Genomic DNA, 26,117 nt, shown 5'->3' on the forward strand with positions numbered 1-26,117 from the left:
GTTAGTTCCTTACTGATAAATTTAATGGGGTGTTCATTTCAAGCTTATTACTTGTCGTACTATTTTTTCTGCCGTTGTCCAAAAATAGCGGTGCCTATTCTAACGATGGTTGCACCTTCTGCAATGGCTGTATCCATATCGCCAGACATACCCATAGATAATGTATCAAGGTGAGGGTAAATCGCTTGTAATTCAAGTTGCAGGGCTTTCATCTTAGCAAAGGCTGCTTTTTGCTCATTAATATCATTTGTTGCTTTCGGAATAGCCATTAAACCTCGCAAACAGAGGTTAGGTAAGCCGTTAATATCAGCGGCTAGAGCGGGTAACTCCTCAGGTAAACAACCGGATTTACTCTCTTCCTCGCTAATATTTACTTGTAGACAGATATTTAGTGGTGGAAGGGTTGTTGGACGTTGCGCTGAAAGGCGCTGTGCTATTTTTAAGCGCTCTACTGTATGCACCCAAGTAAAATTTTCCGCAATCGCTTTGGTTTTATTGGATTGAATTGGGCCAATAAAGTGCCAACAGATATCGAGATCCTTTAATTCTACAATTTTATCAAGGCTTTCTTGGAGGTAATTTTCTCCAAAATCCCGTTGCCCGTTCTGATAGGCTTCTATTAGATCTTCTGGTGGGCGCGTTTTGCTGACAGCAAGCAAGGTTATTTCGTTCGCTGTTCGTTGGGCGTTTTGGGCGTTAATTTCAAGTTGTTGGTGAATCTTAATTAGGTTCTCTGCTATTCTTGACATATATTTGTGACCTAAGCGATTGGATTGCGCGCGGCTTTCTGCTAGAACTAACATAAATAAAAGCAGCTCCGGTTTACAGGAACGTTATGGATATTACCGAACTTTTATCATTTACCGTACAGCAAGGCGCGTCTGACCTACATATTTCTGCTGGTATGCCTCCCATTATTCGTGTCGATGGCGAGGTTCGTCGTATTAAGCTTCCCTCCTTAGATCATAAACAGGTGCATACGCTGATTTATGACATTATGAACGACAAACAGCGTAAAGAGTATGAAGATACGCTTGAAACCGATTTTTCGTTTGAAGTACCGGGCTTAGCTCGATTTCGTGTTAATGCGTTTAACCAAAATCGCGGTGCGGGTGCTGTTTTTCGTACTATTCCTAGTAAGGTTTTAACCTTAGATGACTTAGATATGGGGAAGGTTTTCAGAGACCTATCTGATCTGCCCCGAGGACTTGTGCTGGTAACGGGGCCTACAGGGTCGGGTAAAAGTACAACCCTTGCGGCAATGATCGATTATGTGAACGATACCCGTGCAGATCATATTCTTACGATTGAAGATCCGATTGAGTTTGTACACGAAAGTAAGAAATGTTTGGTGAACCAGCGAGAAGTGCATAGAGATACCCATAGTTTCTCGAATGCGTTGCGCTCGGCTTTGCGTGAAGACCCGGATATTATTCTTGTTGGTGAGATGCGAGATTTAGAAACTATTCGTCTTGCTTTAACCGCCGCAGAAACAGGGCATCTTGTATTTGGAACCCTACATACCACCTCGGCGGCTAAAACAATTGACCGTGTGATCGATGTTTTCCCTGCTGCCGAAAAAGATATGGTGCGCTCTATGTTATCGGAGTCGCTGATGGGAGTTATTTCACAAACCTTGTTGAAAAAACCTAAAGGCGGGCGTGTTGCTGCACATGAAATTATGATTGGTACACCTGCCATTCGTAACTTAATTCGTGAGGCTAAAGTTGCTCAGATGTATTCTGCTATTCAGACGGGCGCTTCGTTTGGCATGAAAACCCTCGATCAATCTCTGCAAGAGTTGGTTCAAAAAGGTATGATATCCCGAGAAACGGCCAGAGAGCGTGCGGCAAATCCGCAGCAGTTCTAATTTCGTGGCTTAGCTGGAGTTTAGGAGAAGAGCGTGGATTTTACGCAATTACTGAAAGTAATGGTAGAAAGGGATGCTTCGGATCTCTTCGTGACAGCGGGCGCACGTCCGACGATTAAGGTCGATGGTACGTTAAAGCCGTTAACTAAAGATACGTTAAAGCCTTCTCAGGCACGGGCGTTAGTTTATAGCACGATGAATGATAAACAGTTGGCCGAGTTCGAAGGTTCGCACGAATGTAATTTTGCAATCAGTGCGCCGGGCTTAGGTCGATTCCGTGTTTCTGCATTTTTTCAGCGAAACTCAGCGGGTATGGTCCTTAGGAAAATTAATAATCATATCCCTAGTTTAGAAGAGTTGAATCTCCCTCCTATTCTCCGTGATCTTGCTATGACTAAGCGAGGTTTGATTTTGTTTGTAGGTGGAACCTCAACCGGTAAATCGACCTCATTGGCATCAATGATTGATTATCGTAATACCAATCATCGAGGCCATATCATCACGATCGAAGATCCTATTGAATATATTCATGAGCATAAGCAAAGTATCATTACTCAACGCGAAGTGGGTATAGATACAGAGTCTTTCGATACGGCGTTGAAAAATACTTTGCGCCAAGCACCTGATGTGATTTTGATGGGTGAGATTCGTACGCGGGAAACGATGCAACATGGTATTGTCTTTGCTGAAACGGGTCATCTTACGTTGGCCACCTTGCATGCGAATAATGCGAACCAAGCTTTAGACCGTGTGATTAGTTTCTTTCCAGCAGAACACCATGACCAGTTATGGATGGATCTGTCATTAAACCTTAAAGCGATTATCGCCCAGCAGTTACTACCGACTAAGGATGGCAAAGGACGTCGTGCTGCGATCGAGGTTTTGATTAACACGCCTTTGATTCAAGACCTTATTCGTAAAGGTGAAGTTCACGAGATTAAAGAGGTGGTGAAAAAATCTACCAACTTGGGGATGCAGACGTTTGATCAGGCTCTTTTTGCGCTCTACAAAGATGGTGAGATTACCTATGACGTGGCTTTAGCCCATGCGGATTCACCTAATGATCTGCGTTTGATGATTAAGCTCAATGCGGACACAAATCCAGGTTTAGGGATGGAGGATGATGGTCAATCTTTCCACCTTCAGGAAGAGGAAGATTACCTTCATAACGAAGGTGATGCTAACGTCAGTGGGATGTAGTTTTTAATCGATTGTATGTTGTCAAAAAGCCGGCGTAATCACTCCGGCTTTTTTGTGTGTCACTTATATAACTTATAGGTTCAGTTAGCTGAATAGACAACTTGGCCGTTATGAAGTGTATTTGTTACCTTTCCTTTTAGCTGATGGCCCATAAACGGGGTATTTTTGCCTCGGGAATAACTGGTTTCAGGCGTCAGTCTCCATTCTGCTTTAGGATCGAAAATACATATATCTGCTTTACGCCCAATGGCTAAATTACCTGCGTCTAAGCCTAATATAGCCGCTGGCGCTAGTGTTAGTTTCTCAATCAGTTGTGGCAGGTCTAACATCTCTTGCTCTACAAGCCATAAAGATAAAGATAGTAAAGTTTCAAGCCCAATCATACCTGGCTCTGTATCAGCAAAAGGTGCTTCTTTAGCGGCCCGCTCGTGGGGCTGATGATCGGAACAGATCGCTTGAATCGTGCCGCTTATCAAACCTTGGATCAAACCGGCTCTGTCCAATTGGCTGCGAAGCGGTGGTATTAGGTGGAAATTATTATTGAAGCCATTAACGTTTTCATCAGTTAACAATAAATTCTGAATAGACACATCAGCAGTGACCGGAAGGCCTCTCTCTTGCGCCTCTGCGATCATGCGTACGGAGCGTTCACAGGAAAGCTGTCCAAAGTGTGCTCTTACACCTGTTTGCTCTGTTAGCAGCAAACAGCGAGCGACTTCGACAGTTTCTGCAGACTCAGGGATACCATTGAGGCCTAGGCGAGTACAAGTGCTGTCATCATGCATACAGCCACCCTGTGCTAACGCTGCATCTTGGGCTTGAAATACGACTAGGAAGTCGTGAGTAGCTGCGTATTCTAAGCAGCGGGTAAGCACAAGGGAGTTAGCAATAGCGTTGCGGCTGTTTGTAAAAGCTATGCAGCCTGAGGAGGCAAGTGCATGCATAGGCGCGAGTTGTTCACCTTCAAGTGCTTTTGTTAAAGCCCCCATGGGATGAATAGTAAGTTTTCCTGCCTCTGTGCAGCGATCTTTAATGAGCTTGGCAACAGCGGGTGTGTCGATAATGGGATTGGTTGTGGGTGGGGTGATCATCGTAGTGATCCCACCGGCAACCGCTGCCATTGATTCTGTTTTTATCGAACCTTTCTGAGATGGGCCTGGCTCGCGAGCGTGGGCACATATATCAATTAAACCGGGGCAGACAATTTTGTCACTGGCATCGATTAACTGATCAGCTACAAAGCCTTCAGGCGCTGTGTTTATGCTGGCAATATGACCATTAGAAATATAGAGATCAGTAATGCTGTCGATCTTATTAGCTGGATCGATGAGTCGTCCGTTTTTAATAAGGATATTCATGAATCTTATACCTCCGTCCCATTATTATTGGAACGGCTCTTTGTTTGTCCGCTTACAGCCATAGACATCACAGCCATTCTAACGGCAATGCCATTGGTTACTTGGTCGAGAATCAGCGATCGATCACAATCGGCCACTGATGAGGCAATTTCGACACCGCGATTAATGGGGCCGGGGTGCATTACAACCGCATCTGGCTTAGCTAGAGCTAACTTATCCATAGTTAAACCGTACAGTTTGTAGAATTCACTTTCGCTTGGTAGCAGCGCGCTATTCATACGTTCTTTTTGTAGCCTAAGCATCATTACTACATCTACATCTTTAATGCCTTGTTGCATGTTGGTGTAGACCTTCACGCCAAGACTTTCTATATGGCGAGGGAGTAAAGTATTCGGTGCAATGACGCGAATGTCCTCCACGCCTAATGTGCGTAGAGCGTGAATTTGTGAGCGAGCAACTCGTGAGTGCAAAATGTCACCGACAATAGCAACAGATAGCGGTTCAAATGCTCCTTTTGCTTGGCGAATGGTAAGCATATCCAACATCGCTTGGGTTGGATGAGCGTGGCGACCATCCCCTGCATTGATTACGGCAACATCTGGGGTAACATGCTCTGCGATAAAATGGGCCGCTCCGCTGCTTGAATGGCGTACAACAAACATATCTGAGTGCATCGCATGTAGGGTCATTAAGGTGTCTTTTAATGTTTCCCCTTTTGATGTGGACGAGGTGCTTATATTGAGATTAAGTACATCGGCAGAGAGTCGTTTGGCCGCGAGTTCAAAAGTTGATAGCGTGCGGGTGCTGGCTTCAAAAAATAGGTTTACGACGGTTTTTCCGCGTAGCAGAGGAACCTTTTTTACCTGTTTGGCACCCAGATCTACAAAAGAATCGGCGGTATCTAGTATTTCAGTTAACACCTCTCGGGAGAGGTATTCCGTTGTAATAAAGTGTTTTAACTCGCCATCTTTAGTGAGTTGAACCTGACTAGGATCCGTGTGTTCAAGCATGATCTTCACTCAGTCTTTTGATCTGTTGCGGATTTCCAGGGCAAGAGGCTCTGGACCGGTAAGTTTTACAATTTGATCTGGATCTATTATTAAATTCTTGCCAATAATATCAGCCTGTATGGGAAGCTCTCGTTGTTGCAGATCAAGTAGTGTAATAAGGGTAACGGAGGCTGGGCGTCCGTAATCGAATAGCTCGTTTAGCGCTGCTCGGATTGTTCTACCGCTCATAATGACATCATCGACTAACAGGATGTGCCGTCCCTCTGTTGTGCAGGGTAGATTGGATGGCTGAACTTTTGGGTTTAAGCCCGCTTGATCAAAATCATCCCGATGAAAGGATATATCAAGAGTGCCGAGAGGACTTTGAATATCTAAATCTTTATGTAACTTTTGAGCGAGCCATGCGCCCCCCGTATGTATACCGATCATAAGTGGGTCGGGTCTATTGCCTTGCGCTAGCAAGTCAATAAGCTCCAGCTTCATTTTGTCGAGTAGCTCAAGAGCATTAAGTGTGTTTGAGATCATATACTTCTTCCAAACGAGTATGGCTGGGAATGCGAATATCACAATTAAACCAGCTTTCTAGAATAAGTTGAGCAGCAATGCCGTCGACTGATTCTTTTTTGAAGTTGTCGCTACCACCTGCGGCGAAATGTATCTCTTTGGCTTCGGCGGTTGATAAACGCTCATCCATCAAAAAACATGGAATTTTGTAGCGTTCATTTAGGCGGTTTGCAAACTTACGGGCACGGTAAGCCATATCACTGATTGTCCCGTCATAGTTAAGAGGGATGCCTATTATAAGCGCATCAGGAGCCCAATCAGAGATTATTTTGGCTAATTGATCCCAGTTGGGTATGCCGTCTCTAGCTGCTATAGGTTCAAGTGGTGTCGCGGTGCCTGTAATGGATTGGCCCGTTGCTATACCTATACGTAAAGTGCCAAAGTCAAAGGCCAATGCCTGCTTAACAGAATTGCTCATGTATGCTTAAAACCTTAAAACTTGTGGCTCAACTAAGTTGCGTTATAACGATCAGTCTTAAGCGTGTCCCGAATGTGTTGACAGTAGGTCAAGATCTACGCCTAAAACGGATGCTGCGGCCTGCAGCCGTTTATCTGCAGGCATATCGAATAGTATATCTGAATTTGCAGGGCAGCTTAACCATACATTATCAATCATCTCCTCTTCCAATTGATTCGGCCCCCAACTCGCGCAGCCCAAAGCGATTAAGTAATCATGATTGAAATGGCCTTCTGCCGCCGCTTCTATTGCTTCTGTTGATGTGCTGAGATAAAGATCGTCGACAATAAAATGGCTTGATGTCCACTCTAAAGGAGAGTCTGCTTTATGTAATACATAGCCGCGATCACTGTGGAGAGGGCCGCCGCTATAGATCTCTGTTTGTTGATTAGGCATTGAGGAGCAAGGTAGGTTGAGATGTTTGCATAGTTCAATCAGGGTTAAACCAATAGGACGATTAACAACTAAGCCAAGCGCGCCATACTCGCTATGGTCGCAAATATAAGTGACGGTTTGTGAGAAGTTAAGATCATTTAAATGGGGCATTGAAATTAAAAAATGATTACGTAAACAGTAGCATGAAGAGGTCATAGGTAGAGGCTCATATTAAATGCACTGTATTAAGGCTTAGTATACGTATGCTTTTTTCTCAAATTTCCAAGTACGAATTATCTCAAGAAGATCGGTGTTTTTTCTCATTTCTACAGGGAATGGCTGGAAGGGAGCTGCCAGCCGCACGATGCGAATGGCTGCATCATCAAGAATGGGTTGGCCGGAGGATTCGAGTACCTCAATGCTTTTAACTGCACCATCAGGCTTTATCGCTACTAATAGGCGCAAGCTTCCATACATTTTGTTACGCCGTGCCTCTTCTGGGTAGTGTAAATTACCAATGCTCTCTATCTTCTTGCGCCAATTTTCTAAATATAGGGCGTCTTCTCTTTTCTTTGTAGAGGCAGAGGTAAGTCGTCTAATTTTAGGTTGCTTGGCCATGAGTTGACGATGATTATCTATCTCTGCTTGTAAACTCGCTATCTCTAAGCTCCGAGCGAGTAGTGAGGTTGAGCCCACCGGTGTTGCTGGTGCCGGTTGTTGTGTTTGTGGTTTTTGTGATTTTTTTGCAATTTTCTTCTGACTCGGTTGAGTTGTGGTAACGACTTTTTTCTTCACTTGACTCGTATGTAGAGGTTTTTTTTGCTCTTTAGATACAGTTTTTTTCTCAATTGGTGCTGATTGTATTTCAGTTTTAGCGGGTGCAATTGCCGCTTGTTGGGCGGCTTGCGGATTGATTTTTAGATCTTGAAAGTCCGCTTGTTGATTGCTGGTGGGCAGATGTTTATTGAGACTTTGGCCGCTGCCGGTTTGATTGGCTTGAGCAATAAAATCAACCTCTTTGGGGGCTTCTTTTTGCTGGTGTTGAGCTAAGGTTATCTCAATGGTTTTTTGGGGAGGAGTGTAGTTGTCCGCAGAAAAGGTGATGCCAATGATAGCAATAGCGTGAATGGCAGTGGCAAAGAAAAGAATGAAACCGAAACGTTCAGTAACTGAAGCGGTCTGTGTCGCAGCGGTATTCACTCTTTATATAGCCTTTTTTGTCCGATTAGTATTTAACTTAATTTTGCTTCGATGGCATCCATTAACAGCATTCCAATATCAAGACCATATTGGTTGTCGATCTCTCGAATACATGTGGGGCTGGTGACATTTATCTCTGTTAAATAATCGCCGATCACATCCAAGCCTACAAATAATAATCCCTTTTCTTTTAAAATTGGAGCAATTTGCTTACAGATCCAATATTCCCGGTCAGTCAGCTCTCTTCCTTCTCCACGGCCTCCCGCAGCTAAGTTGCCCCGTGTTTCACCATTGGTTGGGATGCGAGCAAGACCATAAGGGACGGGTTCGCCATCTATCATTAGAATACGTTTGTCGCCGTCTACAATTTCAGGGATATACTTTTGAGCCATGATAGTTTGCTTACCATGATCGGTAAGTGTCTCGATGATCACACCTAAATTCAATCCATCCTCTTTGATACGATAGATCTGAGAGCCGCCCATACCATCGAGTGGTTTGAATATGACATCACCATGCTCTTTATGGAAGGCGCGTAATAGCTCGTCGTGCTTACTGACTAATACGGGTGGACAGCATTCTGGAAAATGTGTGGCAAATAGCTTTTCATTATAGTCACGTAAGCTCTGAGGCTTATTAACAATTAATGTACCTTCTTTCTCTGCTTGCTCAAGTAGATAGGTGGTGTAGATAAATTCATTATCAAACGGAGGGTCTTTGCGCATTAAGATAACATCTAGATCCGATAGATCCCGTGTTTGGTACTCTTGGCGGGTGAACCAGTCATCTTCATTCATGGCGACGGAAAGGGGGGCCATTTTGGCTTGGGCTTTGCCATTAAGAGAAAATAGATGGTGTTGCTCCATATACCACAGCTCCCAACCTTTTTGTTGAGCTGCCCAGAGCATTGCTAATGAACTGTCTTTTTTGAAAGTGATGTCATCAATCGGGTCCATCACTATGCCAAGTTTAATTGCCATTTGTTATAAGTCCTATTTGATTACCTAGCTTCAAGCAGGTAAGGCTGAGGCGAGGAAGTTAACTTAAATCGCCCCATAGATAATTTAGTAGGGTTAGCGCAGCGACCGGTGCCGTTTCTGTGCGCATCACTCTCGGGCCTAATGTCAACGGTTTGAACCCATGACTGACGGCTAGTTCAACTTCTTCTTCAGTTAATCCGCCTTCAGGGCCTATTAGCAGGGCTACCGAATTAGGTTTTTCCATCTCCTGCAAAGGTTGTTCACTATGGTGATGTAGAACAAGTTTAAGTTCTGCATCTTGCAGGAGTAACCATTCTTTTAATTGCGTAGGTGCTGTAATTTCCGGAGGCGATACGCGACCAGACTGTTCGCACGCGCTAACTGCAATTTGGGTCCAATGGCTAATACGTTTAGCTTGCCGCTCTTTTGGTAATTTGACTTCACAGCGCTCTGAAAACAGAGGTGAAATTGCCTGTGCTCCCATCTCTGTACTTTTTTGAACTGCATAGTCCATGCGTTCGCCACGGGATATGCATTGTCCAATGTTTATTTGTAGCGGGCTTTCAGTATGGACGGTTATTAATGATTGTATATGGGCATGAACTGTACGTTTTTCAACATGGGTTAGCTGAGTTTTATATTCGAAGCCGTCACCATTAAATAGAATGATGTATTCGCCCGGTTTCATGCGCAGTGCTCTGGAGACGTGTTGAACTACGTCGTCACTTAATTCAATGTCATCGCCCTCTGAGAGTGGTTGAGGGTCGTAAAATCTAGGTATTCTCATAGAGGTGTATTGTCCGGCCGGTCTTTTTTATTCAGTCGCCTTCAATAATAAGGTCTTCATCGATCAATGCTTCAAAGTCAGAAACCGAAAGGGGGCGGCTGAGTAGATAGCCTTGAACTATATCGCATTTCGCTTCACGTAAAATAGATAGTTGTAGTTCAGTTTCTACGCCTTCTGCAACTACTTTAAGTTGTAGCCCTTGAGCCATCAGTATGATTGCCTGAACTATTTTTAGATCTTGAGTATCTACATCTAGATCATCAATAAAAGACTTATCAATTTTAATATGATCTATAGGTAGATTCTTAATACGGCTTAGAGATGAATAACCAGTACCAAAATCATCGATTGAGATGCTGGCGCCAGTTTCCCTTACGCGATGGAGTTTGTCTTGAATACGAGCAAGGTCTTCAATTAATACGCCTTCAGTAAGCTCTAGCTCTATATGTTGAAGAGGTACGTTATATTGCTTGAATATATTGTGGAGCTTATTCTCAAAATTACTGCGTAAGAAACTAATGCCGGATAAATTGATAGCAATTTTTGGAAAGACTAAATCGGTATTTAGCCATTTTCTACATTGCTTGGCAACGGCATCAAGTACCCAGTAATCTAAACGGGATATAAGTCCACTTTGTTCAGCAAGGGGAACAAATACAGCTGGAGATATAGGCCCTAAATCGGGATGATTCCAGCGTAATAATGTTTCTGCAGAGAGGGCAGCATTGTTATTCAGATCAAACAGTGGCTGAAAAACTAGATATAACTGGTTTTCATCTATAGCCGTTGATAGATCTTGCCATAGTTCCATTTTTGTCTCGACCTGTTGCCCCTTTATTTGGCTGAAATACAACCAGCTTTGTTCTTGTTTACGGGCAGTTTTAGCTGCGATTTCAGAGCGGCCAATAAGCTCAAATTGCTGATCACCATCTTCAGGATAAGAGGTGACCCCTATACGAGCGACTATCTGAATATGCAGGTTTTGCAGTTTAATCGGGCACTCTATGGCTTGGAGTATCGTTTCTATTAAATCATCAACTTTTGTTTCTTCTGGTTTGTTTATGAGCATCAAGCCAAAACAACCTTCTGAAAGCCTAGCTAAACGATGGTTTATAGATAGGATCCCTTTAAGTCGGTTTGCTGTTTCAATTAAGATCTGGTCTCTTTGTTCATCGCCTAACTCTATTGTTAAATTTCTGAGTAGATCTAAACGGATGAAAAGAAAGTAGATTTGTCCTTGTGTCTCGGAATTTCGAATGATTTCACGTTCTAATGATTCGCCCATAGCTCGACGGTTATACAAACGGGTTACAGGGTCGAAGTTCTCTAGAAATTGAACATGCTCTTGGGCATATCTGAGGCGTTTGTTTTCAATTAAATATTCTCTGAATCGTTCAAGAGTTCGTGCCATCTGCCCAATTTCATCACGGTGGTTAGTGAATCTGACGGTTTGATCGGTATCTCCCTCCGATAGCTTTTCCATTTGAGATGATAAGTTAATGATGGGGCGAACAATATTTCGTGAGATCAGTAGGGCTGCTGCAATGGAAGCGAATAAGACAGTAAGGGTAATGATTAAGTAGCTTAAAGCGCGTTTGATATAGAGAGGTAAGAGGTCATCTATATATACACCCGTGCTGAGTATAAAGTCGGTATCAGGTATGTGTTGTGCGTAGATGAGTTTAGCAACTGGGACTTGGCTGCCAGGTTTTGGCCAATAAACAAGCCAGCCATGGGATTTGTCAGGGTTTTTCTTGAGTTGCTTTAACCCATTAATCATTAATGTGCTATCAACTGGGCTATCTATCTTTTCTATATATTGCCCTTCAAGATCACTGCGCTTAGGGTGTAGATATATTTGGGTCTCATTTTTTAGCAAGTATAGATAGCCATGCTCACCGTAGGCGGTACTGTAAATTAGATCATGGAGGCGCGTATCAAATTCTTGATCGCTTATTTCAAGAGCTCGTTTTCGTTGATTAAGTAATATGATCTGACTCGTAGCAGATTGAACGATACTTTTGATCTGTTCTTGTTTTCCAGATCGGGTGTCTTGGTATGAAAAGTAAAAGGCTAAGCACGAGGTCGTGACTATTCCTAAAGCAAGGATTAGTACGAGGCCTATTAATTTTTGTCTTATTGTAAAGTTACTTAGCGTCATCACTTACAGCAAATTGTCTATTAAGCATTAAGCTACCATTATTGACATATAAAAATATGTAGGCAATAAAAAAGCACCTGAAAGGTGCTTTTAATTAATTAAATCTATGTATTCGCACTTTTTTATAGGTTTGCAGCCTGACGTAGTGCATCAGCCTTATCCGTGCGCTCCCATGTGAAAGCGGTAAATTTCTCGCCTTTATATTCCATCTCAAATGGGTTACGACCGAAGTGACCGTAAGCGGCTGTTGCCTGATACATTGGATGTAGTAGATCCAGCATAGTGGTAATAGCATAAGGGCGTAGGTCAAAATGTTCATTGATCAGCTGAATGATTTTTTCATCAGATATTTTGCCTGTGCCAAAGGTGTTGATGGCAACTGAGGTTGGCTTAGCTACACCAATCGCATAAGAGATTTGTATTTCACAACGATCGGCTAAACCAGCAGCGACAATGTTTTTTGCAACGTATCGGCCTGCATATGCAGCTGAACGATCAACTTTTGATGGGTCTTTGCCGGAGAAAGCACCACCACCATGACGGGCCATACCCCCATAAGTATCAACAATAATTTTACGTCCAGTTAAACCGCAATCGCCGACAGGTCCACCAATTACAAAGTTGCCCGTTGGATTGATGTGGAACTGAGTGTCTTTCGTAATCCATTCTGCAGGGATTACATGCTTAACAATGAGCTCCATCACGGCTTCACGTAGATCCGTTTGAGATACTTCTGGATTGTGCTGTGTAGAAAGAACTAAGGCATCTACAGCAACGGGTTTTCCGTTTTCGTAGCGGAACGTTAATTGTGATTTTGCGTCGGGGCGTAACCAAGGTAATAGACCAGATTTACGCGCTTCAGCTTGACGCTCGACCAAACGGTGCGCATAAGTGATAGGTGCAGGCATCAGTACATCCGTTTCGTTTGATGCGTAACCGAACATAAGCCCTTGGTCGCCTGCGCCTTGGTCTTCTGGTTTTGAGCGATCAACACCTTGGGCAATATCGATAGATTGTTTACCAATAATATTGATAACGCCGCAGGTTTCACCGTCATAACCAACATCGGATGAAGTGTATCCAATATCGCAAATAACTTTACGGACAAGGTCTTCAAGATCTACCCAAGCGGATGTGCTTATTTCGCCTGATACTACAGCTACACCTGTTTTTACCATAGTTTCGCAGGCTACACGGGCATATTTGTCTTCAGCAATGATTGCATCAAGTACGGCATCAGAGATCTGGTCGGCAATCTTGTCCGGATGGCCTTCGGAAACAGATTCTGATGTAAATAAGCTGTATTCGCTCATCGTTAAAATACCTTTGTGAACAAGTGGTCAAGGTCGGCTCAATTTCATACTCAAAAGAGAGTTTCAAGAAGAAATACAGTCTGGCCGTATGAGCCTGCCTAAAAATTAAGGACGTATTCTACTCGTGAGATTAGCCAAATGCATATTATTAAGAGGCTCTTATGATGAGAATTTTAACTTTTTGCATGAAAAACACTCATTTTTACCAATAAATGCGAAATCTTATTTGATGCGAGTCGCTATCTGCGAGAAAATTGCGCGCAAATTATCCTGAATCTTCAAATTGGGCTATCGGCCCAGGAGCTTAGTTAATGTCTTCTCGTAGAGAACTTGCCAACGCGATCCGCGCGCTGAGCATGGATGCCGTACAGAAAGCAAAATCTGGTCACCCGGGTGCCCCTATGGGTATGGCTGATATCGCCGAAGTGTTATGGAACGATTTCATGACACATAACCCAACTAACCCACAATGGTTTGATCGTGACCGTTTTATTTTGTCTAACGGACATGGCTCTATGCTGATCTACAGTCTGTTACATTTAACGGGCTATGATGTATCCATTGAAGATCTTAAAAACTTCCGTCAGTTACACGCAAAAACTGCAGGTCATCCCGAATATGGTTATTGCCCAGGCGTTGAAACAACGACCGGCCCTTTAGGTCAGGGCGTGACTAATGCTGTTGGTTTTGCCATTGCTGAAAAAACCTTAGCGGCGCAGTTTAACCGTGAAGGTCATCAGATCGTTGATCATAATACCTATGTGTTTATGGGCGATGGTTGCATGATGGAAGGGATCTCCCATGAAGCTTGTTCTCTTGCGGGAACCTTAGGCCTTGGTAAGTTGATCGCTTTTTGGGATGACAACGGCATCTCTATCGATGGTGAAGTTGAAGGTTGGTATACGGATGATAACGTTAAACGTTTTGAAGCATATGGCTGGCAGGTAATTCCTGCGGTTGATGGACATGATGCTGACCAGATCCGTGCTGCGATTACCCAAGCCCAAGAAAATACAGAACAGCCGACTTTGATTTGTTGTAAAACAGTGATCGGTTTTGGTTCACCTAATAAAGAAGGCAAAGAAGATTGCCACGGCGCTCCTTTAGGCGACGATGAAATCACGTTGACTCGTGAACGTTTAGGTTGGACACATCCTGCTTTTGAAATTCCTGAAGATATAGCGGCGGATTGGGATGCAAAAGAAGCGGGTGTTCATGCAGAGAATGAGTGGAATCATCGTTTTGCTGCTTATCGTGCAGAATACCCTGAAGAGGCCGCTGAACTTCTACGTCGTATTTCAGGCGACCTTCCAGCCGATTTCTCTGATAAAGCGGATGCTTGGATCAACGAAATTAACGAGAAAGGCGAAACGATTGCTTCTCGTAAAGCGTCTCAGAACGCACTGAATGCCTATGGTCCTTTACTACCTGAACTTCTAGGCGGCTCTGCTGACCTTGCGGGTTCTAACTTGACCCTTTGGTCTGGTTGTAAAGGTGTGACTAAAGATGATCCTAATGGTAATTACCTTTTCTACGGTGTTCGTGAATTTGGTATGTCCGCAATCATGAATGGTATTGCTCTTCATGGTGGCTTTATTCCTTACGGCGCGACGTTCTTAGTCTTTATGGAATATGCACGTAATGCTTTACGTATGGCGGCATTGATGAAGCTGCGTGCAATACATGTGTATACCCATGATTCTATAGGTCTGGGCGAAGATGGCCCTACACATCAGCCGATTGAACAGATATCTAACCTTCGTCATACACCTAATATGAGCTGCTGGCGTCCATGCGATGCAGTTGAGTCTGCGGTTGCTTGGAAAGCTGCATTAGAGCGCGTTGATGGCCCTACAGCGATGGTGTTCTCACGTCAGAATTTGCCCCATCAACAGCGTACAGCGGAACAGATAGAGAATATTAGGAAAGGTGGTTACATCCTTCGTGATACTGATGGTCAGCCTGATGCTATTCTTATAGCGACAGGTTCAGAAATCGGTTTGGCTATGGATGCTGCAGACGCTTTAGCAGCGGAAGGAACTAAGGTTCGTGTAGTTTCAATGCCTGAAACTAACTTGTTTGATAAACAAAGTGCGGAATATCGCGAATCGGTTCTGCCTTCAGCAATCACAGCACGTGTTGCTGTTGAGGCTGCGCAAGCTGATTTCTGGTACAAGTATGTAGGATTGGATGGAGCGATTGTGGGTATGCGTACCTTTGGTGAGTCGGCTCCGGCGGGTGACTTATTTAAGTACTTTGGTTTTACAATAGAAAATGTTGTAGATACCGTTAAATCAGTACTTTAATCACCTATTGAAACTTAAGGCCCAGTCTAGACTGGGCCTTTTCTGTTCTATTTTAATCTACTATATAGGTAAATAGATTGAACTATCGCGTTGCAATAAATGGCTATGGTCGAATCGGTCAATGTGTACTGCGAGCAATCTATGAGAATGGCCTACAAAATATTTTTAAGGTCGTTGTTATCAACGAGCTTTCCGATATAGAAACGGTAACTTATTTAACGCGTTATGATACGACCCATGGACGCTTTCCAGCCTCAGTGGAGCATGATGGTAAGAAATTAATCATCAATGGCGATAAAATTGATGTTATTAATGAATCTGAGGTTAAAAACCTGCCTTGGTCTGAGCTAGGTATAGATCTTATTTTTGAATGTTCTGGGTCTTTTAAATCGAGAGCTGTAGCGGATAAACATATAGAACAGGGGGCGAAAAGGTTGCTTTTTTCTCAGCCTGCGACAACGGATGTTGATGCCACTATTGTATATGGTTTGAATGAACAGCTGTTAAAAGCGGAGCATCAGATTGTCTCTGCTGCATCTTGTACCACTAACTGTATTATCCCTGTTTTGGATCTGCTGGATAGAGAACTAGGTATTCAGAATGGCGTGACGACAACGATTCACTCAGCGATGAATGATCAGCCGGTAATCGATAGTTATCATCAAACCGATCTGCGATTAACCCGTAGTGCAATGCATTCTATAGTGCCGGTTGATACAGGTTTAGATAAAGGTATTGATCGTTTGCTGCCGCATTTAGAAGGTAAGTTTCAATGCCTGCATATTCGTGTTCCTACGATTAATGTATCGATGATGGATATGTCGATTAATGTTGATAAAGAGACCTCAGTTGAGGTGGTTAATCAGATATTACGTCAAGCTTCGATGCAGGGTGCTTTAAAAGGACTATTGGGCTATACCGAAGAGCCTCATGCATCGGTAGACTTCAATCGTGATGCTCGATCTGCTGTTGTGGATGGTACTCAAACTAAAGTTTCTGAAGGGCATTTAGTCAAAGTGGTTTGTTGGTTTGATAATGAATGGGGCTTTGCCAATCGAATGTTAGATGTAGCTAAACATTGGTTACAATTGGCTTGATTGTAGAAAACAAAATTTCAATTGAGCCTAATAGATAAGATCTACAGGTTCGATTAGCGACAATTTTTTCAATCTTAATTTTTAAATATAATTAGGGCACGTCATGAGCGTACTAAAAATGAGTGAACTGGATCTAAACGGCAAGCGCGTTTTGATCCGTGAAGACCTAAATGTTCCAGTAAAAAATGGTGAAGTAACATCAGATGCACGTATTCGTGCAGCACTTCCTACAATTGAGCTGGCGTTAGAAGCAGGTGCTAAGGTGATGATCATGTCTCACCTAGGTCGGCCAACGGAAGGTGAATATAACGAAGAGTTCTCTCTGCAACCCGTTGCTAACCATTTGGCTAAATTATTGGGGCGTGATGTTCCACTAATTAAAGATTGGTTAGATGGTGGTTTTGACGTGAAAGAGGGTGGTTTAGCCCTTCTTGAAAATGTGCGTTTTAATGTTGGCGAAAAGAAAGACGATGAATTGCTAGCTAAAAAGATGGCAGCCTTGTGCGATGTATATGTGATGGATGCATTTGGTACGGCTCATCGTGCACAGGCTTCTACTCATGGCGTGGCTCAGTTTGCACGCATTGCGTGTGCTGGACCTTTGCTGGCTGGAGAGCTTGAGGCTTTAGGTAAAGCGCTAGACAAACCGACGCCTCCGCTTGCAGCAATTGTTGGTGGATCTAAAGTTTCAACCAAATTAGAAGTCTTAAATGCCCTGTCGGCTAATGTAGATCAGCTGATTGTCGGTGGGGGTATTGCGAATACTTTCCTTGCCGCTGCGGGTAAGCCTGTAGGTAAATCTTTGTGCGAACATGATTTAATTCCTGTCGCACAAGCGCTCATGGAAAAGGTTGCAATTCCATTACCCGTTGATGTTGTTGTTGCTAAGACATTTTCTGAAAACGCTGAAGCAACGGTCAAGCTTGTTGATGATGTGGCCGAAGATGACATGATCTTAGATATAGGTCCTCAATCGGCTAAGCAGTTAGCTGAACTATTAAAAACTGCAGGTACTATCATTTGGAATGGCCCTGTGGGCGTTTTTGAGTTTGATCAGTTTGGTGAAGGTACTAAAGCTTTATCGTTAGCAATTGCTGAAAATCAAGGATTCTCTATTGCGGGCGGCGGTGACACGCTTGCGGCTGTTGATAAGTATGATATCGCTGATAAAGTGTCTTATATCTCTACGGGTGGTGGTGCGTTCCTTGAGTTTGTCGAAGGGAAAACATTGCCTGCTGTGGCAGCCTTAGAAGCGAAGAATTCATAATTTTAATAAGTGATGGGTGTTACACTGCGCCTATCTTATTGCCTGACGGCAATATTAACGGACATAAAAGGGTGACAAAATGGCTTTAATTTCCATGCGTCAGCTGCTGGATCATGCTGCTGAGTACAACTATGGCATTCCAGCATTTAACGTGAACAACCTGGAACAGATGCGCGCGATTATGGAAGCCGCAAATAAAACAAACTCCCCAGTGATTGTTCAGGCATCAGCCGGTGCGCGTAAATATGCAGGCTCTAATTTCTTGCGTCATATGATTGAAGCAGCTATCGCTGAGTTTCCTCATATCCCTGTATGTATGCACCAAGATCACGGTACGTCGCCTGCTATCTGTCAGCGTTCAATTGCTATGGGTTTCTCATCCGTAATGATGGATGGTTCTCTGATGTCTGATGGTAAAACACCATCAAGCTATGAGTACAATGTTGATGTTACACGTCGTACGGTTGAGATGGCACATGCGTGTGGTGTTTCTGTCGAGGGGGAGCTAGGTTGTCTAGGGTCACTAGAGACTGGGCAGGCGGGTGAAGAAGATGGTGTTGGTGCTGAAGGTACACTTTCGCAAGAGCAGATGTTGACGGATCCTGATGAAGCCGCTGATTTTGTGAATAAAACAGGCGTAGATGCATTGGCCATTGCTTGCGGTACTTCCCATGGCGCTTATAAATTCACTCGCCCACCAACTGATGATATTCTTGCAATTGACCGTATTAAAGCGATTCATGATCGTATCCCTGGTACTCATCTTGTTATGCATGGTTCATCTTCTGTTCCTCAAGAATGGTTGGCTGTCATTAATGAGTTCGGCGGAGAGATTCCTGAAACCTACGGTGTGCCAGTTGAGCAGATTGTTGAAGGTATCAAATATGGCGTGCGTAAAGTGAATATAGATACTGATTTGCGCTTGGCATCTACTGGCGCAATCCGTAAATTTATGGCGGAAAATCCAGCTGAGTTTGATCCGCGTAAATATTTGAAGAAGACAATGGATGCGATGACTGATATTTGTATTGCTCGTTATGAGGCGTTTGGCTCAGCAGGTAATGCATCTAAAATGACTGCGATCTCTCTAGAAGATATGGCGGCTCAGTATGAGACAGGCCTATTGGATCCAAAAATTGTTTAATTGTTTAAACATAAAAAAAACCGCTTTATAAGCGGTTTTTTTATACCTGTCTTTTACTTAATCTAGCCAATCTCTCGCTGAAGCCGTGATTTTTTCTACTGCGGTGTGTGATATTTTTCGTTCGATCGAAATGGCATAAAAGTTATTCACAATTTCATCTGTCTCCCCTAGGCTGATTAACCCCAGTTGAGCAGTGACCTCGTCTTTGATCGGTGTAGGTACGACCATAATACCCTTGCCAGCATTTGCGAATGCTTTAATTAGAGCGCTATCGTCAAACTCGCCGATGACTCTCGGGTGAATGCGATTTTTGCTAAACCATTGCAGTAGTTGGCTGCGTACAATAGTGGTTTCTCCTGGAAGCAGCATAGGACTTCCATTCAGGTTGTTTGGAAAGTCATCGCTAAGTTGAGCTGCTACGTCTGGATGTGCCATAAAGCTACTACCACATCGTCCCAAACTGTGGCTAAAGCCGTTAATACTAACGTCGGTAGGGATCGGAGACTCAGAAATAACAAGATCGAGTCGGTGGAGTGCGAGTTGGGCGAGCAGTTCGTTAGCATCGCCTTCGTGGCAGATCATGCGTATATTTTTTATATCATCTATAGCCGGAGAAAGCAGAAGGTAGGCAATGGACTTCGGAACGACATCAACGACACCAACTTTAAAGACCAGTGGGCGATTTTTATCTAAATTGCGTACGCGCTCTTCCAGTTCACCACCTAATGAAAATATATCAGTGGCATAACTTAGTACCATATGACCTGTTTCTGTGAGCTCTAATTGTCGGCCAACTTTGGTAAATAGAGAGCAGCCTAAATAGTCGTCAAGTAAGCTGAGTTGAGCGCTAATAGTATGGGGTGTAACGCTTAAACGCTCTGCTGCGGCGACAATACTTCCCTCTTTAGCTACCATCCAGAAATAATGGAGATGTTTATAATTAATCATAAGTGCTCGTAAAAAACGATTATTTGTTTAAGAATAATCGACTTTAGTTGAATTTGGAAGCCGTTTAGTTTGTTAAGGTTGGTGCCGGAAAGTCTTTATAGGCTTTTGGTTAATTTTTTTTAGGAGGGGTGTTATGAAAACATCTATGAGTTCTTCCGCGACTTATTCGCAATCATCTGCGATTGAGACGAATAAGGTACTGCGCAATACATATGCATTGTTGTCCCTTACGCTGCTATTTAGTGCGATTATGGCGGGTGGTTCTTTATTGCTGCAACTTCCCCACCCCGGCATCATCATCTCTTTAGTAGGCTTTTTAGGGTTGTTTTTCTTAACCGCTAAATTAAGCAATAGTATTTGGGGGCTTCCCTCCGTTTTTGCGCTGACTGGTTTCATGGGATATACCTTAGGGCCTATCGTTGGGCACTATCTTTCTATGCCTGGCGGCGGCGCTATAGTTATGAATGCTATGGGGATGACAGGAATTATCTTTTTAGCATTATCTGCATATGTATTAACCACTAAGAAGAATTTTAGCTTCATGGGTGGTTTCTTGATGGTCGGGATGATTTTGGGTGTCGTCGCGAGCTTAGCGGCCTTCTTTTTCCAGATGCCTGCTTTATCTTTAGCAGTTTCGGCCATGTTTGTGTTGTTAATGTCCGGTTTTATTCTCTATGAAACAAGTAATATCCTTCATGGCGGTGAGACAAACTACATTATGGCGACTGTTTCTTTATATCTATCGATATACAATTTGTTCACCAGTTTATTACACCTTTTAGGCTTTTTAGGTGGTGATGAGTAAATTAGCTATGTGATAAACCCTGTTAGGGATTTTATAGGCGGTCTTCCAAGGAACCGCCTTTTTTCTTTTAGGGCCTGCCAACCGGTCAGTCACGACTTATATAGGTCGCTGAATGTTACTGATATCTAAATAACTAATGCCTAACGCCTGATGCCTGTTTTGGGAAAGTTAAGGTATAGAGATCTGCTACTTCAACTGATTTTTTGCTCTTGTTTATGTAACGTAGACAATTCATGGATAAGTGTTTTTCCCAGCCGATAGATGAAGTCAAAACCTAGTATTGCTATATGGGCTGTTAGATTTACATTGAGTTCATTAAATTGCTCTGGCGGAATAATGATATTACTTGCATGATCGCTGCCTGTAGCTTTGCGTCAACGGGAGCGAAAGCAATATTGAAAGGTTGAGTAAGGTGGCGTTATCTCATAGTGAACCTGACCGAATAGGTAGCTTAGATAACTATCTACTTTTTGTGGGGAACACCAATGGTTGCTCTCTTTGTGGTAGCCATCATTTAATTTCAACGACAATTTTTTTTGTAGTATTGGAAGTAAATGGCAACTTGTTGGTGCTTATAGTGTCTAAGAATAGCGCGTTAACTATCGTTGTATTACCTTATTTAAAACTCTGTAGTAATCCTAAGTTCTTGGTTGTTCAATGTAAGAATGTGGCTTGTGCTGTATGGGTTCTGCGTATTGTTTAGTATCTTGGTTGTTTTTTGTGAAAAAGTATAAAAGGAAAATTCATGTCATTTTGCTTAGCGTTTAAAGTTCGAGATTATGAATGTGATCTGCAAGGTATTGTAAATAACGGTGTTTATTTTAATTATTTAGAACATGCTCGACATGAATTTTTACTTGCTAAAGGGATTAACTTTGCAGCGTTAACGGCCCAAAAAATACACTTGGTTGTTGTTCGTTCTGAAATGGATTACAAACGCTCGCTGACCAGTGGTGATTGTTTTGAGGTGCGTGTGAATGTGGAGCGCATTAGTAAAGTAAAGTTTGGGTTTCGTCAGCAGGTTATTTGTTCGGATGGAACCATCGCGCTTGAGGCCCTTGTTATCGGCGTTGCGTTAAATCAACGTGGTAGGCCTTGTGTATTGCCAGAAATAGAAGCTTTAATCGAGCAGGCTGAGTGATGGAAAGCTGGTTGTTAACTAATGAGCTGTATCTGCGTCTAGGCGCCTTTTTTGGGGTGTTTTTAATTATGGCTCTGTGGGAGAAAGCTAGGCCTTGTCGTCCACTTAATTTTACTCGATGGTATAGGTGGAGCAATAATCTTGCATTGGTTTTTCTGAATAGTTTGATACTTAGGTTGTTGTTTCCAGTTGCCGCCGTTGGGGTTGCTCTTTTAGTTGAGCAAAAGGGATACGGGTTACTGAATTTGCTGGGGCTACCGCTATTTGTAAGTACGTTTATAGCGGTTGTGACTTTAGATATGCTGATCTACTGGCAGCATGTTTTATTTCATAAAATACCGATGTTATGGGCTTTACATAAAGTGCACCATGCTGATCTTGACTATGATGTCACTACCGGTGCGAGGTTCCATCCAATAGAGATTTTGTTGTCAATGTTAGTCAAAATGGCGGCTATTGTTTTGTTGGGAGCACCTGCTGTTGCGGTACTTGTTTTTGAAATCCTTTTGAATGCATCGGCCATGTTCAATCATAGTAATATTCAACTTCATCGTACTGTGGATAAGTTTGTAAGGATGTTTTTTGTAACGCCGGATATGCATCGAGTGCATCACTCGCAGATTCAACAAGAAACGGATAGTAATTATGGGTTCTCTCTTTCTTGCTGGGATCGCCTGTTTTCAACTTACACGGTGCAACCCAAAAAAGGTCATTTAGGTATGGATATAGGTTTATCTGAACTTAAAGAGCCTAGCTTGGTATGCTCACTTAAAGGAATGATTACGCTTCCGTTTCGCCGTTAGTGAGCCTCTTTTAGAGGCTAGATTTTAGTTGTGCCCAGAATGCGCTAACTAAAGGGTTTTTGAGCTTTTTCTCTAAAGTGATGATCCCTACTTCGTAAGCTTTCAGCTTTGGGCAGATGTCTAGAATATCTACAGTATTAGCTAGAGGGCTATTGTCTAGCACTATTTGCGGAACAACCCCAACACCAAAGCCGAGGCTTACCATGCTGACAATCGCTTCATTACCCGCAACTTGGGCATAAATAAGTGGTTTTATTGTTTGTTCTTTTAGCCAGCGATCTATGCGTTTTCGGGCAATGCCTTCCTCAGACAGTATCATAGGTACTGTTTCATCGAGCTTGTTAATTGATCTAGGTTTGCCTTCAATCCCTTGTTTCGGGGCAATAAATAATAAGGGGGATAGCGCAATAGGTTTAAATGCTAGACCGGTCGGCAGAGAGTCAGGTTTGGCTGTGATAGCAAAATCTTCATTACCTGAAAGAACTTGATTGATGGCATGTTCAGGATCGCCGGTGTGTAGCTTTATTTCAATTTTAGGGTAGTTGCTTCTAAATTCGCTGAGGATGGCAAATAAAAAGCTATAGCTAGCGGTAACGGAGCAGTACATGCTGATTTGGCCCTGTAATTCTCCTGTGCGTTCCATTAACTGAGTTTTTAGTGTGTTCCACTGGGTTAGGGACTCCCGAGCATAGCTAAGAAATATATTTCCTTCTGCTGTTAAGGCTACACTTCTATTATCCCGATCAAAAAGGGATACACCGACTTCGTCTTCGAGTTGTTTTATGCTTCTACTCAAGGCGGAGGGGCTAATATGAGATGCTTCGCTCGCGCGGCCAAAATGTAGGCTATCTGCTAAGTGAATAAATTGTCGTAGCTGTTTTATATCCATATGTACTTTGTTGCAAATATTGAGATGTTTGCCATTAGTTTATGCTATTTAGTGGGATTTGAAACTAGTGATCTTAGCTTTTTAAGCTTATTTGCTTTCGGTAGTGTTTATTATTTATGCTATTATTGTGCAGTGCACAATAAAACCGGAGGCTCGTTATGACAAAGATATTAAATCTGGCCTTACAGGGTGGCGGAGCGCATGGTGCCTTTGCTTGGGGGGTTCTTGACCGCTTGTTAGAGGAGGATTTTAAACCCAAGGCTGTAACCGGTACGAGTGCAGGGGCTATGAATGCCATATTGCTTGCCCATGGTTGGCAGCAAGGTAAAGCCGAGGGTGCAAAAGCCTTATTAGATCAGTTTTGGACACAAGTTTCGTTAAATTCTCCAGGAGAGCTTTTAGGTTCTCAACTACACGATACCCAAGTGACGTCTATGACGGGTTGGGTGATGGATCTACTGCGTTATATTTCCCCATACGATCTTAATCCGCTAGATATTAATCCTTTGCGATACTTACTAGAGGATCTTGTTGATTTTGAAAAATTGAAAGAAGCATCGCCAGTTAAGCTATTTATTGCTGCTACGGACGTCAGTAGCGGGAAGATTAAGTTGTTTCGAGAAAATGAGTTGACGGTAGAGCATGCTTTAGCATCGGCGTGTTTGCCAACATTACATAAAGCAATCGAAATTGATGGGAACTACTATTGGGACGGAGGCTTCTCAGGTAACCCTGCGGTATATCCATTGATATTTGATTGTAAAGAAGATGACATATTGCTGGTTTTGTTACAGCCCCTTCAGGGCGGAGAGTTGCCCACTACGTCGCAAGCAATTAATCAAAGAGTGACAGAGCTTGGCTTTCAGAGCACTTTTTTACGAGAGATGCGTGCGATCAGTTACACAATGGAGCAAGCAAAAAGCTGCTATTTTAGTCTTAATAAATTGGAGCGTCGTTTTAGAAATCTACGCTTTCATCTAATTGAGTCAGGAGAGGTTTTTTCATCTTTAGAGCAAGCGAGTAAATATGATACTCGGCAGACATTTTTACAGGAATTAAAAGAAAAAGGGCGTTTAACTGCAGATCGATGGATTGTAGAAAACTGGGAAAAGGTCGGTAATAAACCGAGCTGTGATCTAGAACCTCTATTTCTGTAATAAAAGTTTTTATAGAGGTTGGTTGTGAGCGGTTAGCGTGAACGTGCTAGCAGGTTTGAGAGTAGAGTAATTTGTAGAAGGTTTTTTTGTTGATCAGTAACAACTGAAAAATAGATTTATTTGATAACATGGCTTCCTAACCTCTAGCGCAGTAGAATGTGTTTTTGCATGCTTAATTAGGTGATTTAAAGAGCAATGACAGACTTTCAGAATAAAGATAAGCCGGAATCAGTTAAGCCGCGTAGCCGAGGCATTTACCTATTACCAAATCTCTTTACAACGGGTGCGCTTTTTTCGGGGTTTTATGCCGTAGTTGCCAGTATGAATGGGCATTTTGAAAATGCTGCTGTTGCTATCTTTGTTGCTATGGTACTTGATGGTTTGGATGGGCGAGTTGCTCGTATGACCAATACCTCCAGTGCATTTGGTGCAGAATATGATTCATTGGCTGATATGGTTTCCTTTGGGGTTGCGCCATCTTTAGTGGTATTTAATTGGGTCTTGGATGATATAGGTAAGTTGGGTTGGTTTGCTGCGTTTGTGTATGTGGCTGGTGCGGCATTAAGGCTAGCGCGTTTTAATACCCAAATTGGTTCTACGGATAAACGATACTTTATCGGGTTGCCTAGTCCAGCCGCCGCAGCGGCCGTAGCGGGGCTTGTTTGGGCTGCGACTGAATACGATATAGATGGTGGCCCTTATGTTTACCTTATCGCTGCCTACGTTGCTATCGTAGGTGTTTTGATGGTGAGTAATGTTCTTTATTACAGCTTTAAAGATGTAAACCTAAAAGAGAAGGTGCCCTTTCTTATCCTCGCAGGCATTGTGCTTGCTGTAGGTGTTATATCTATTAGTCCTGCCATATTTCTGTGGATACTCTTTTTAGCGTATGCGATCTCTGGGCCATTACTCTGGGCTTGGCGAAAGAGTAAACACAAATCTAGTATGTAAGTTTAAGCGGCCTTCTATTATGAAGGCCGTTTTTGTATCCGTTTGCCACTTTTACCTTTATAAATAATAATCTTGATGAGGCTCCCCTTGTTTTAGTGAGTACTAAAACGTACATGTGTGTTACTAGGCTTTTGTCTTTGCTTAAAAAGGAGGGGAAGTGCTTGGTTTGATCGCTAAATAACCAATTTTGCCCCGATTTCCGCTTAATGTCGCTTTTTTGCCTTTATTTTGCAGTTTTTTAGTTTTGCCTGTTGACGTTGTTTGTGAAGTGTCTATAATTCGCCGTCCTTGCTAAGGGAGGCCCGCCAAGCGGCGCTGACTGACCTAAGTAAAG

The 26,117-nt window shown here is 43.0% G+C and carries 25 protein-coding genes; 12 read left to right on the forward strand and 13 right to left on the reverse strand.

Annotation, left to right across the window (positions count from 1 at the left end; genetic code table 11):
- Positions 1–59: 59 nt before the first annotated feature.
- Positions 60–749 (reverse strand): YggS family pyridoxal phosphate-dependent enzyme, encoded by a 690-nt coding sequence (locus Q4486_RS12765; protein WP_303519677.1) that lies wholly within the window; start codon positions 747–749, stop codon positions 60–62.
- 86 nt (positions 750–835) lie between these two features.
- On the opposite strand from Q4486_RS12765, the gene Q4486_RS12770 reads away from it, so the two are divergent.
- Both Q4486_RS12770 and Q4486_RS12775 read left to right on the forward strand, forming a co-directional pair.
- On the forward strand, positions 836–1,870 hold the full coding sequence (locus Q4486_RS12770; protein WP_303417606.1) for a type IV pilus twitching motility protein PilT: 1,035 nt from the start codon (positions 836–838) through the stop codon (positions 1,868–1,870).
- Positions 1,871–1,903: 33 nt separating this feature from the next.
- Positions 1,904–3,070 carry a PilT/PilU family type 4a pilus ATPase gene (locus Q4486_RS12775; protein ID WP_303417604.1) on the forward strand — a complete coding sequence of 389 codons (1,167 nt, stop codon included), beginning with the start codon at positions 1,904–1,906 and terminating at the stop codon, positions 3,068–3,070.
- Positions 3,071–3,150: 80 nt separating this feature from the next.
- Here Q4486_RS12775 and Q4486_RS12780 read toward each other — a convergent pair whose 3' ends face one another.
- From Q4486_RS12780 to metK, 10 genes are all read right to left on the reverse strand, one after another.
- On the reverse strand, positions 3,151–4,428 hold the full coding sequence (locus Q4486_RS12780; protein WP_303417602.1) for a dihydroorotase: 1,278 nt from the start codon (positions 4,426–4,428) through the stop codon (positions 3,151–3,153).
- Between the two features lie 5 nt (positions 4,429–4,433).
- Positions 4,434–5,438 carry an aspartate carbamoyltransferase catalytic subunit gene (locus Q4486_RS12785; RefSeq protein WP_303417601.1) on the reverse strand — a complete coding sequence of 335 codons (1,005 nt, stop codon included), beginning with the start codon at positions 5,436–5,438 and terminating at the stop codon, positions 4,434–4,436.
- Positions 5,439–5,447: 9 nt separating this feature from the next.
- A complete protein-coding gene (pyrR, locus tag Q4486_RS12790) occupies positions 5,448–5,963 on the reverse strand; it encodes a bifunctional pyr operon transcriptional regulator/uracil phosphoribosyltransferase PyrR (RefSeq protein WP_303417599.1) in 516 nt (171 codons plus the stop codon).
- Positions 5,944–6,420 carry a Holliday junction resolvase RuvX gene (ruvX, locus tag Q4486_RS12795; protein WP_303417597.1) on the reverse strand — a complete coding sequence of 159 codons (477 nt, stop codon included), beginning with the start codon at positions 6,418–6,420 and terminating at the stop codon, positions 5,944–5,946. Before ruvX ends, pyrR begins: the two co-directional genes overlap by 20 nt.
- A 57-nt stretch (positions 6,421–6,477) precedes the next feature.
- Positions 6,478–7,050, reverse strand: coding sequence for a YqgE/AlgH family protein (locus Q4486_RS12800; RefSeq protein WP_303417595.1), 573 nt, complete (start codon positions 7,048–7,050; stop codon positions 6,478–6,480).
- A 36-nt stretch (positions 7,051–7,086) separates the two neighbouring features.
- Complete coding sequence (locus Q4486_RS12805; protein WP_303417593.1) at positions 7,087–8,034, reverse strand: energy transducer TonB; 948 nt, start codon at positions 8,032–8,034, stop codon at positions 7,087–7,089.
- A 32-nt stretch (positions 8,035–8,066) separates the two neighbouring features.
- Complete coding sequence (gshB, locus tag Q4486_RS12810; protein ID WP_303519678.1) at positions 8,067–9,014, reverse strand: glutathione synthase; 948 nt, start codon at positions 9,012–9,014, stop codon at positions 8,067–8,069.
- Between the two features lie 58 nt (positions 9,015–9,072).
- On the reverse strand, positions 9,073–9,801 hold the full coding sequence (locus Q4486_RS12815; protein WP_303519679.1) for a 16S rRNA (uracil(1498)-N(3))-methyltransferase: 729 nt from the start codon (positions 9,799–9,801) through the stop codon (positions 9,073–9,075).
- Positions 9,802–9,832: 31 nt separating this feature from the next.
- Complete coding sequence (locus tag Q4486_RS12820; RefSeq protein WP_303519680.1) at positions 9,833–11,962, reverse strand: EAL domain-containing protein; 2,130 nt, start codon at positions 11,960–11,962, stop codon at positions 9,833–9,835.
- Positions 11,963–12,084: 122 nt separating this feature from the next.
- On the reverse strand, positions 12,085–13,275 hold the full coding sequence (gene metK / locus Q4486_RS12825; RefSeq protein WP_303417585.1) for a methionine adenosyltransferase: 1,191 nt from the start codon (positions 13,273–13,275) through the stop codon (positions 12,085–12,087).
- 311 nt (positions 13,276–13,586) lie between these two features.
- Here metK and tkt point away from each other — a divergent pair, with 311 nt between their 5' ends.
- From tkt to fba, 4 genes are all read left to right on the forward strand, one after another.
- On the forward strand, positions 13,587–15,581 hold the full coding sequence (tkt, locus tag Q4486_RS12830) for a transketolase (protein WP_303519681.1): 1,995 nt from the start codon (positions 13,587–13,589) through the stop codon (positions 15,579–15,581).
- A 77-nt stretch (positions 15,582–15,658) separates the two neighbouring features.
- Entirely contained in the window at positions 15,659–16,678 is a 1,020-nt protein-coding gene (locus Q4486_RS12835) for a type I glyceraldehyde-3-phosphate dehydrogenase (protein ID WP_303519682.1), read from the forward strand.
- 103 nt (positions 16,679–16,781) lie between these two features.
- A complete protein-coding gene (locus Q4486_RS12840) occupies positions 16,782–17,945 on the forward strand; it encodes a phosphoglycerate kinase (protein ID WP_303519683.1) in 1,164 nt (387 codons plus the stop codon).
- Between the two features lie 79 nt (positions 17,946–18,024).
- Positions 18,025–19,089, forward strand: coding sequence for a class II fructose-bisphosphate aldolase (fba, locus tag Q4486_RS12845; RefSeq protein ID WP_303519684.1), 1,065 nt, complete (start codon positions 18,025–18,027; stop codon positions 19,087–19,089).
- 57 nt (positions 19,090–19,146) lie between these two features.
- Here the strand turns inward: fba and nhaR are convergent, their stop codons facing one another.
- Entirely contained in the window at positions 19,147–20,037 is an 891-nt protein-coding gene (gene nhaR, locus Q4486_RS12850; RefSeq protein ID WP_303417575.1) for a transcriptional activator NhaR, read from the reverse strand.
- A 133-nt stretch (positions 20,038–20,170) separates the two neighbouring features.
- Between nhaR and Q4486_RS12855 the strand changes: the two genes are divergently transcribed.
- The 4 genes from Q4486_RS12855 (at position 20,171) to Q4486_RS12870 (ending at position 22,786) form a co-directional block, all read left to right on the forward strand.
- The gene (locus Q4486_RS12855) at positions 20,171–20,842 is read left to right on the forward strand and encodes a Bax inhibitor-1/YccA family protein (protein ID WP_067866632.1); all 672 of its coding nucleotides are present in this window, start codon (positions 20,171–20,173) and stop codon (positions 20,840–20,842) included.
- A gap of 412 nt (positions 20,843–21,254) precedes the next feature.
- A complete protein-coding gene (locus tag Q4486_RS12860) occupies positions 21,255–21,545 on the forward strand; it encodes a hypothetical protein (RefSeq protein ID WP_303519686.1) in 291 nt (96 codons plus the stop codon).
- 42 nt (positions 21,546–21,587) lie between these two features.
- Positions 21,588–21,983 carry a thioesterase family protein gene (locus Q4486_RS12865; RefSeq protein WP_303417571.1) on the forward strand — a complete coding sequence of 132 codons (396 nt, stop codon included), beginning with the start codon at positions 21,588–21,590 and terminating at the stop codon, positions 21,981–21,983.
- Positions 21,983–22,786, forward strand: coding sequence for a sterol desaturase family protein (locus tag Q4486_RS12870; RefSeq protein WP_303519687.1), 804 nt, complete (start codon positions 21,983–21,985; stop codon positions 22,784–22,786). Before Q4486_RS12865 ends, Q4486_RS12870 begins: the two co-directional genes overlap by 1 nt.
- A 10-nt stretch (positions 22,787–22,796) precedes the next feature.
- On the opposite strand, the gene ilvY is transcribed toward Q4486_RS12870, so the two are convergent.
- A complete protein-coding gene (gene ilvY, locus Q4486_RS12875; protein WP_303417567.1) occupies positions 22,797–23,675 on the reverse strand; it encodes an HTH-type transcriptional activator IlvY in 879 nt (292 codons plus the stop codon).
- Positions 23,676–23,833: 158 nt separating this feature from the next.
- On the opposite strand from ilvY, the gene Q4486_RS12880 reads away from it, so the two are divergent.
- Positions 23,834–24,832 carry a patatin-like phospholipase family protein gene (locus tag Q4486_RS12880; RefSeq protein ID WP_303417565.1) on the forward strand — a complete coding sequence of 333 codons (999 nt, stop codon included), beginning with the start codon at positions 23,834–23,836 and terminating at the stop codon, positions 24,830–24,832.
- A 195-nt stretch (positions 24,833–25,027) separates the two neighbouring features.
- The gene (gene pssA, locus Q4486_RS12885; protein WP_303417563.1) at positions 25,028–25,783 is read left to right on the forward strand and encodes a CDP-diacylglycerol--serine O-phosphatidyltransferase; all 756 of its coding nucleotides are present in this window, start codon (positions 25,028–25,030) and stop codon (positions 25,781–25,783) included.
- Positions 25,784–26,117 lie beyond the last annotated feature (334 nt).

Source organism: Neptuniibacter sp. 2_MG-2023 (assembly GCF_030547495.1).
GTDB lineage: Bacteria > Pseudomonadota > Gammaproteobacteria > Pseudomonadales > Balneatricaceae > Neptuniibacter.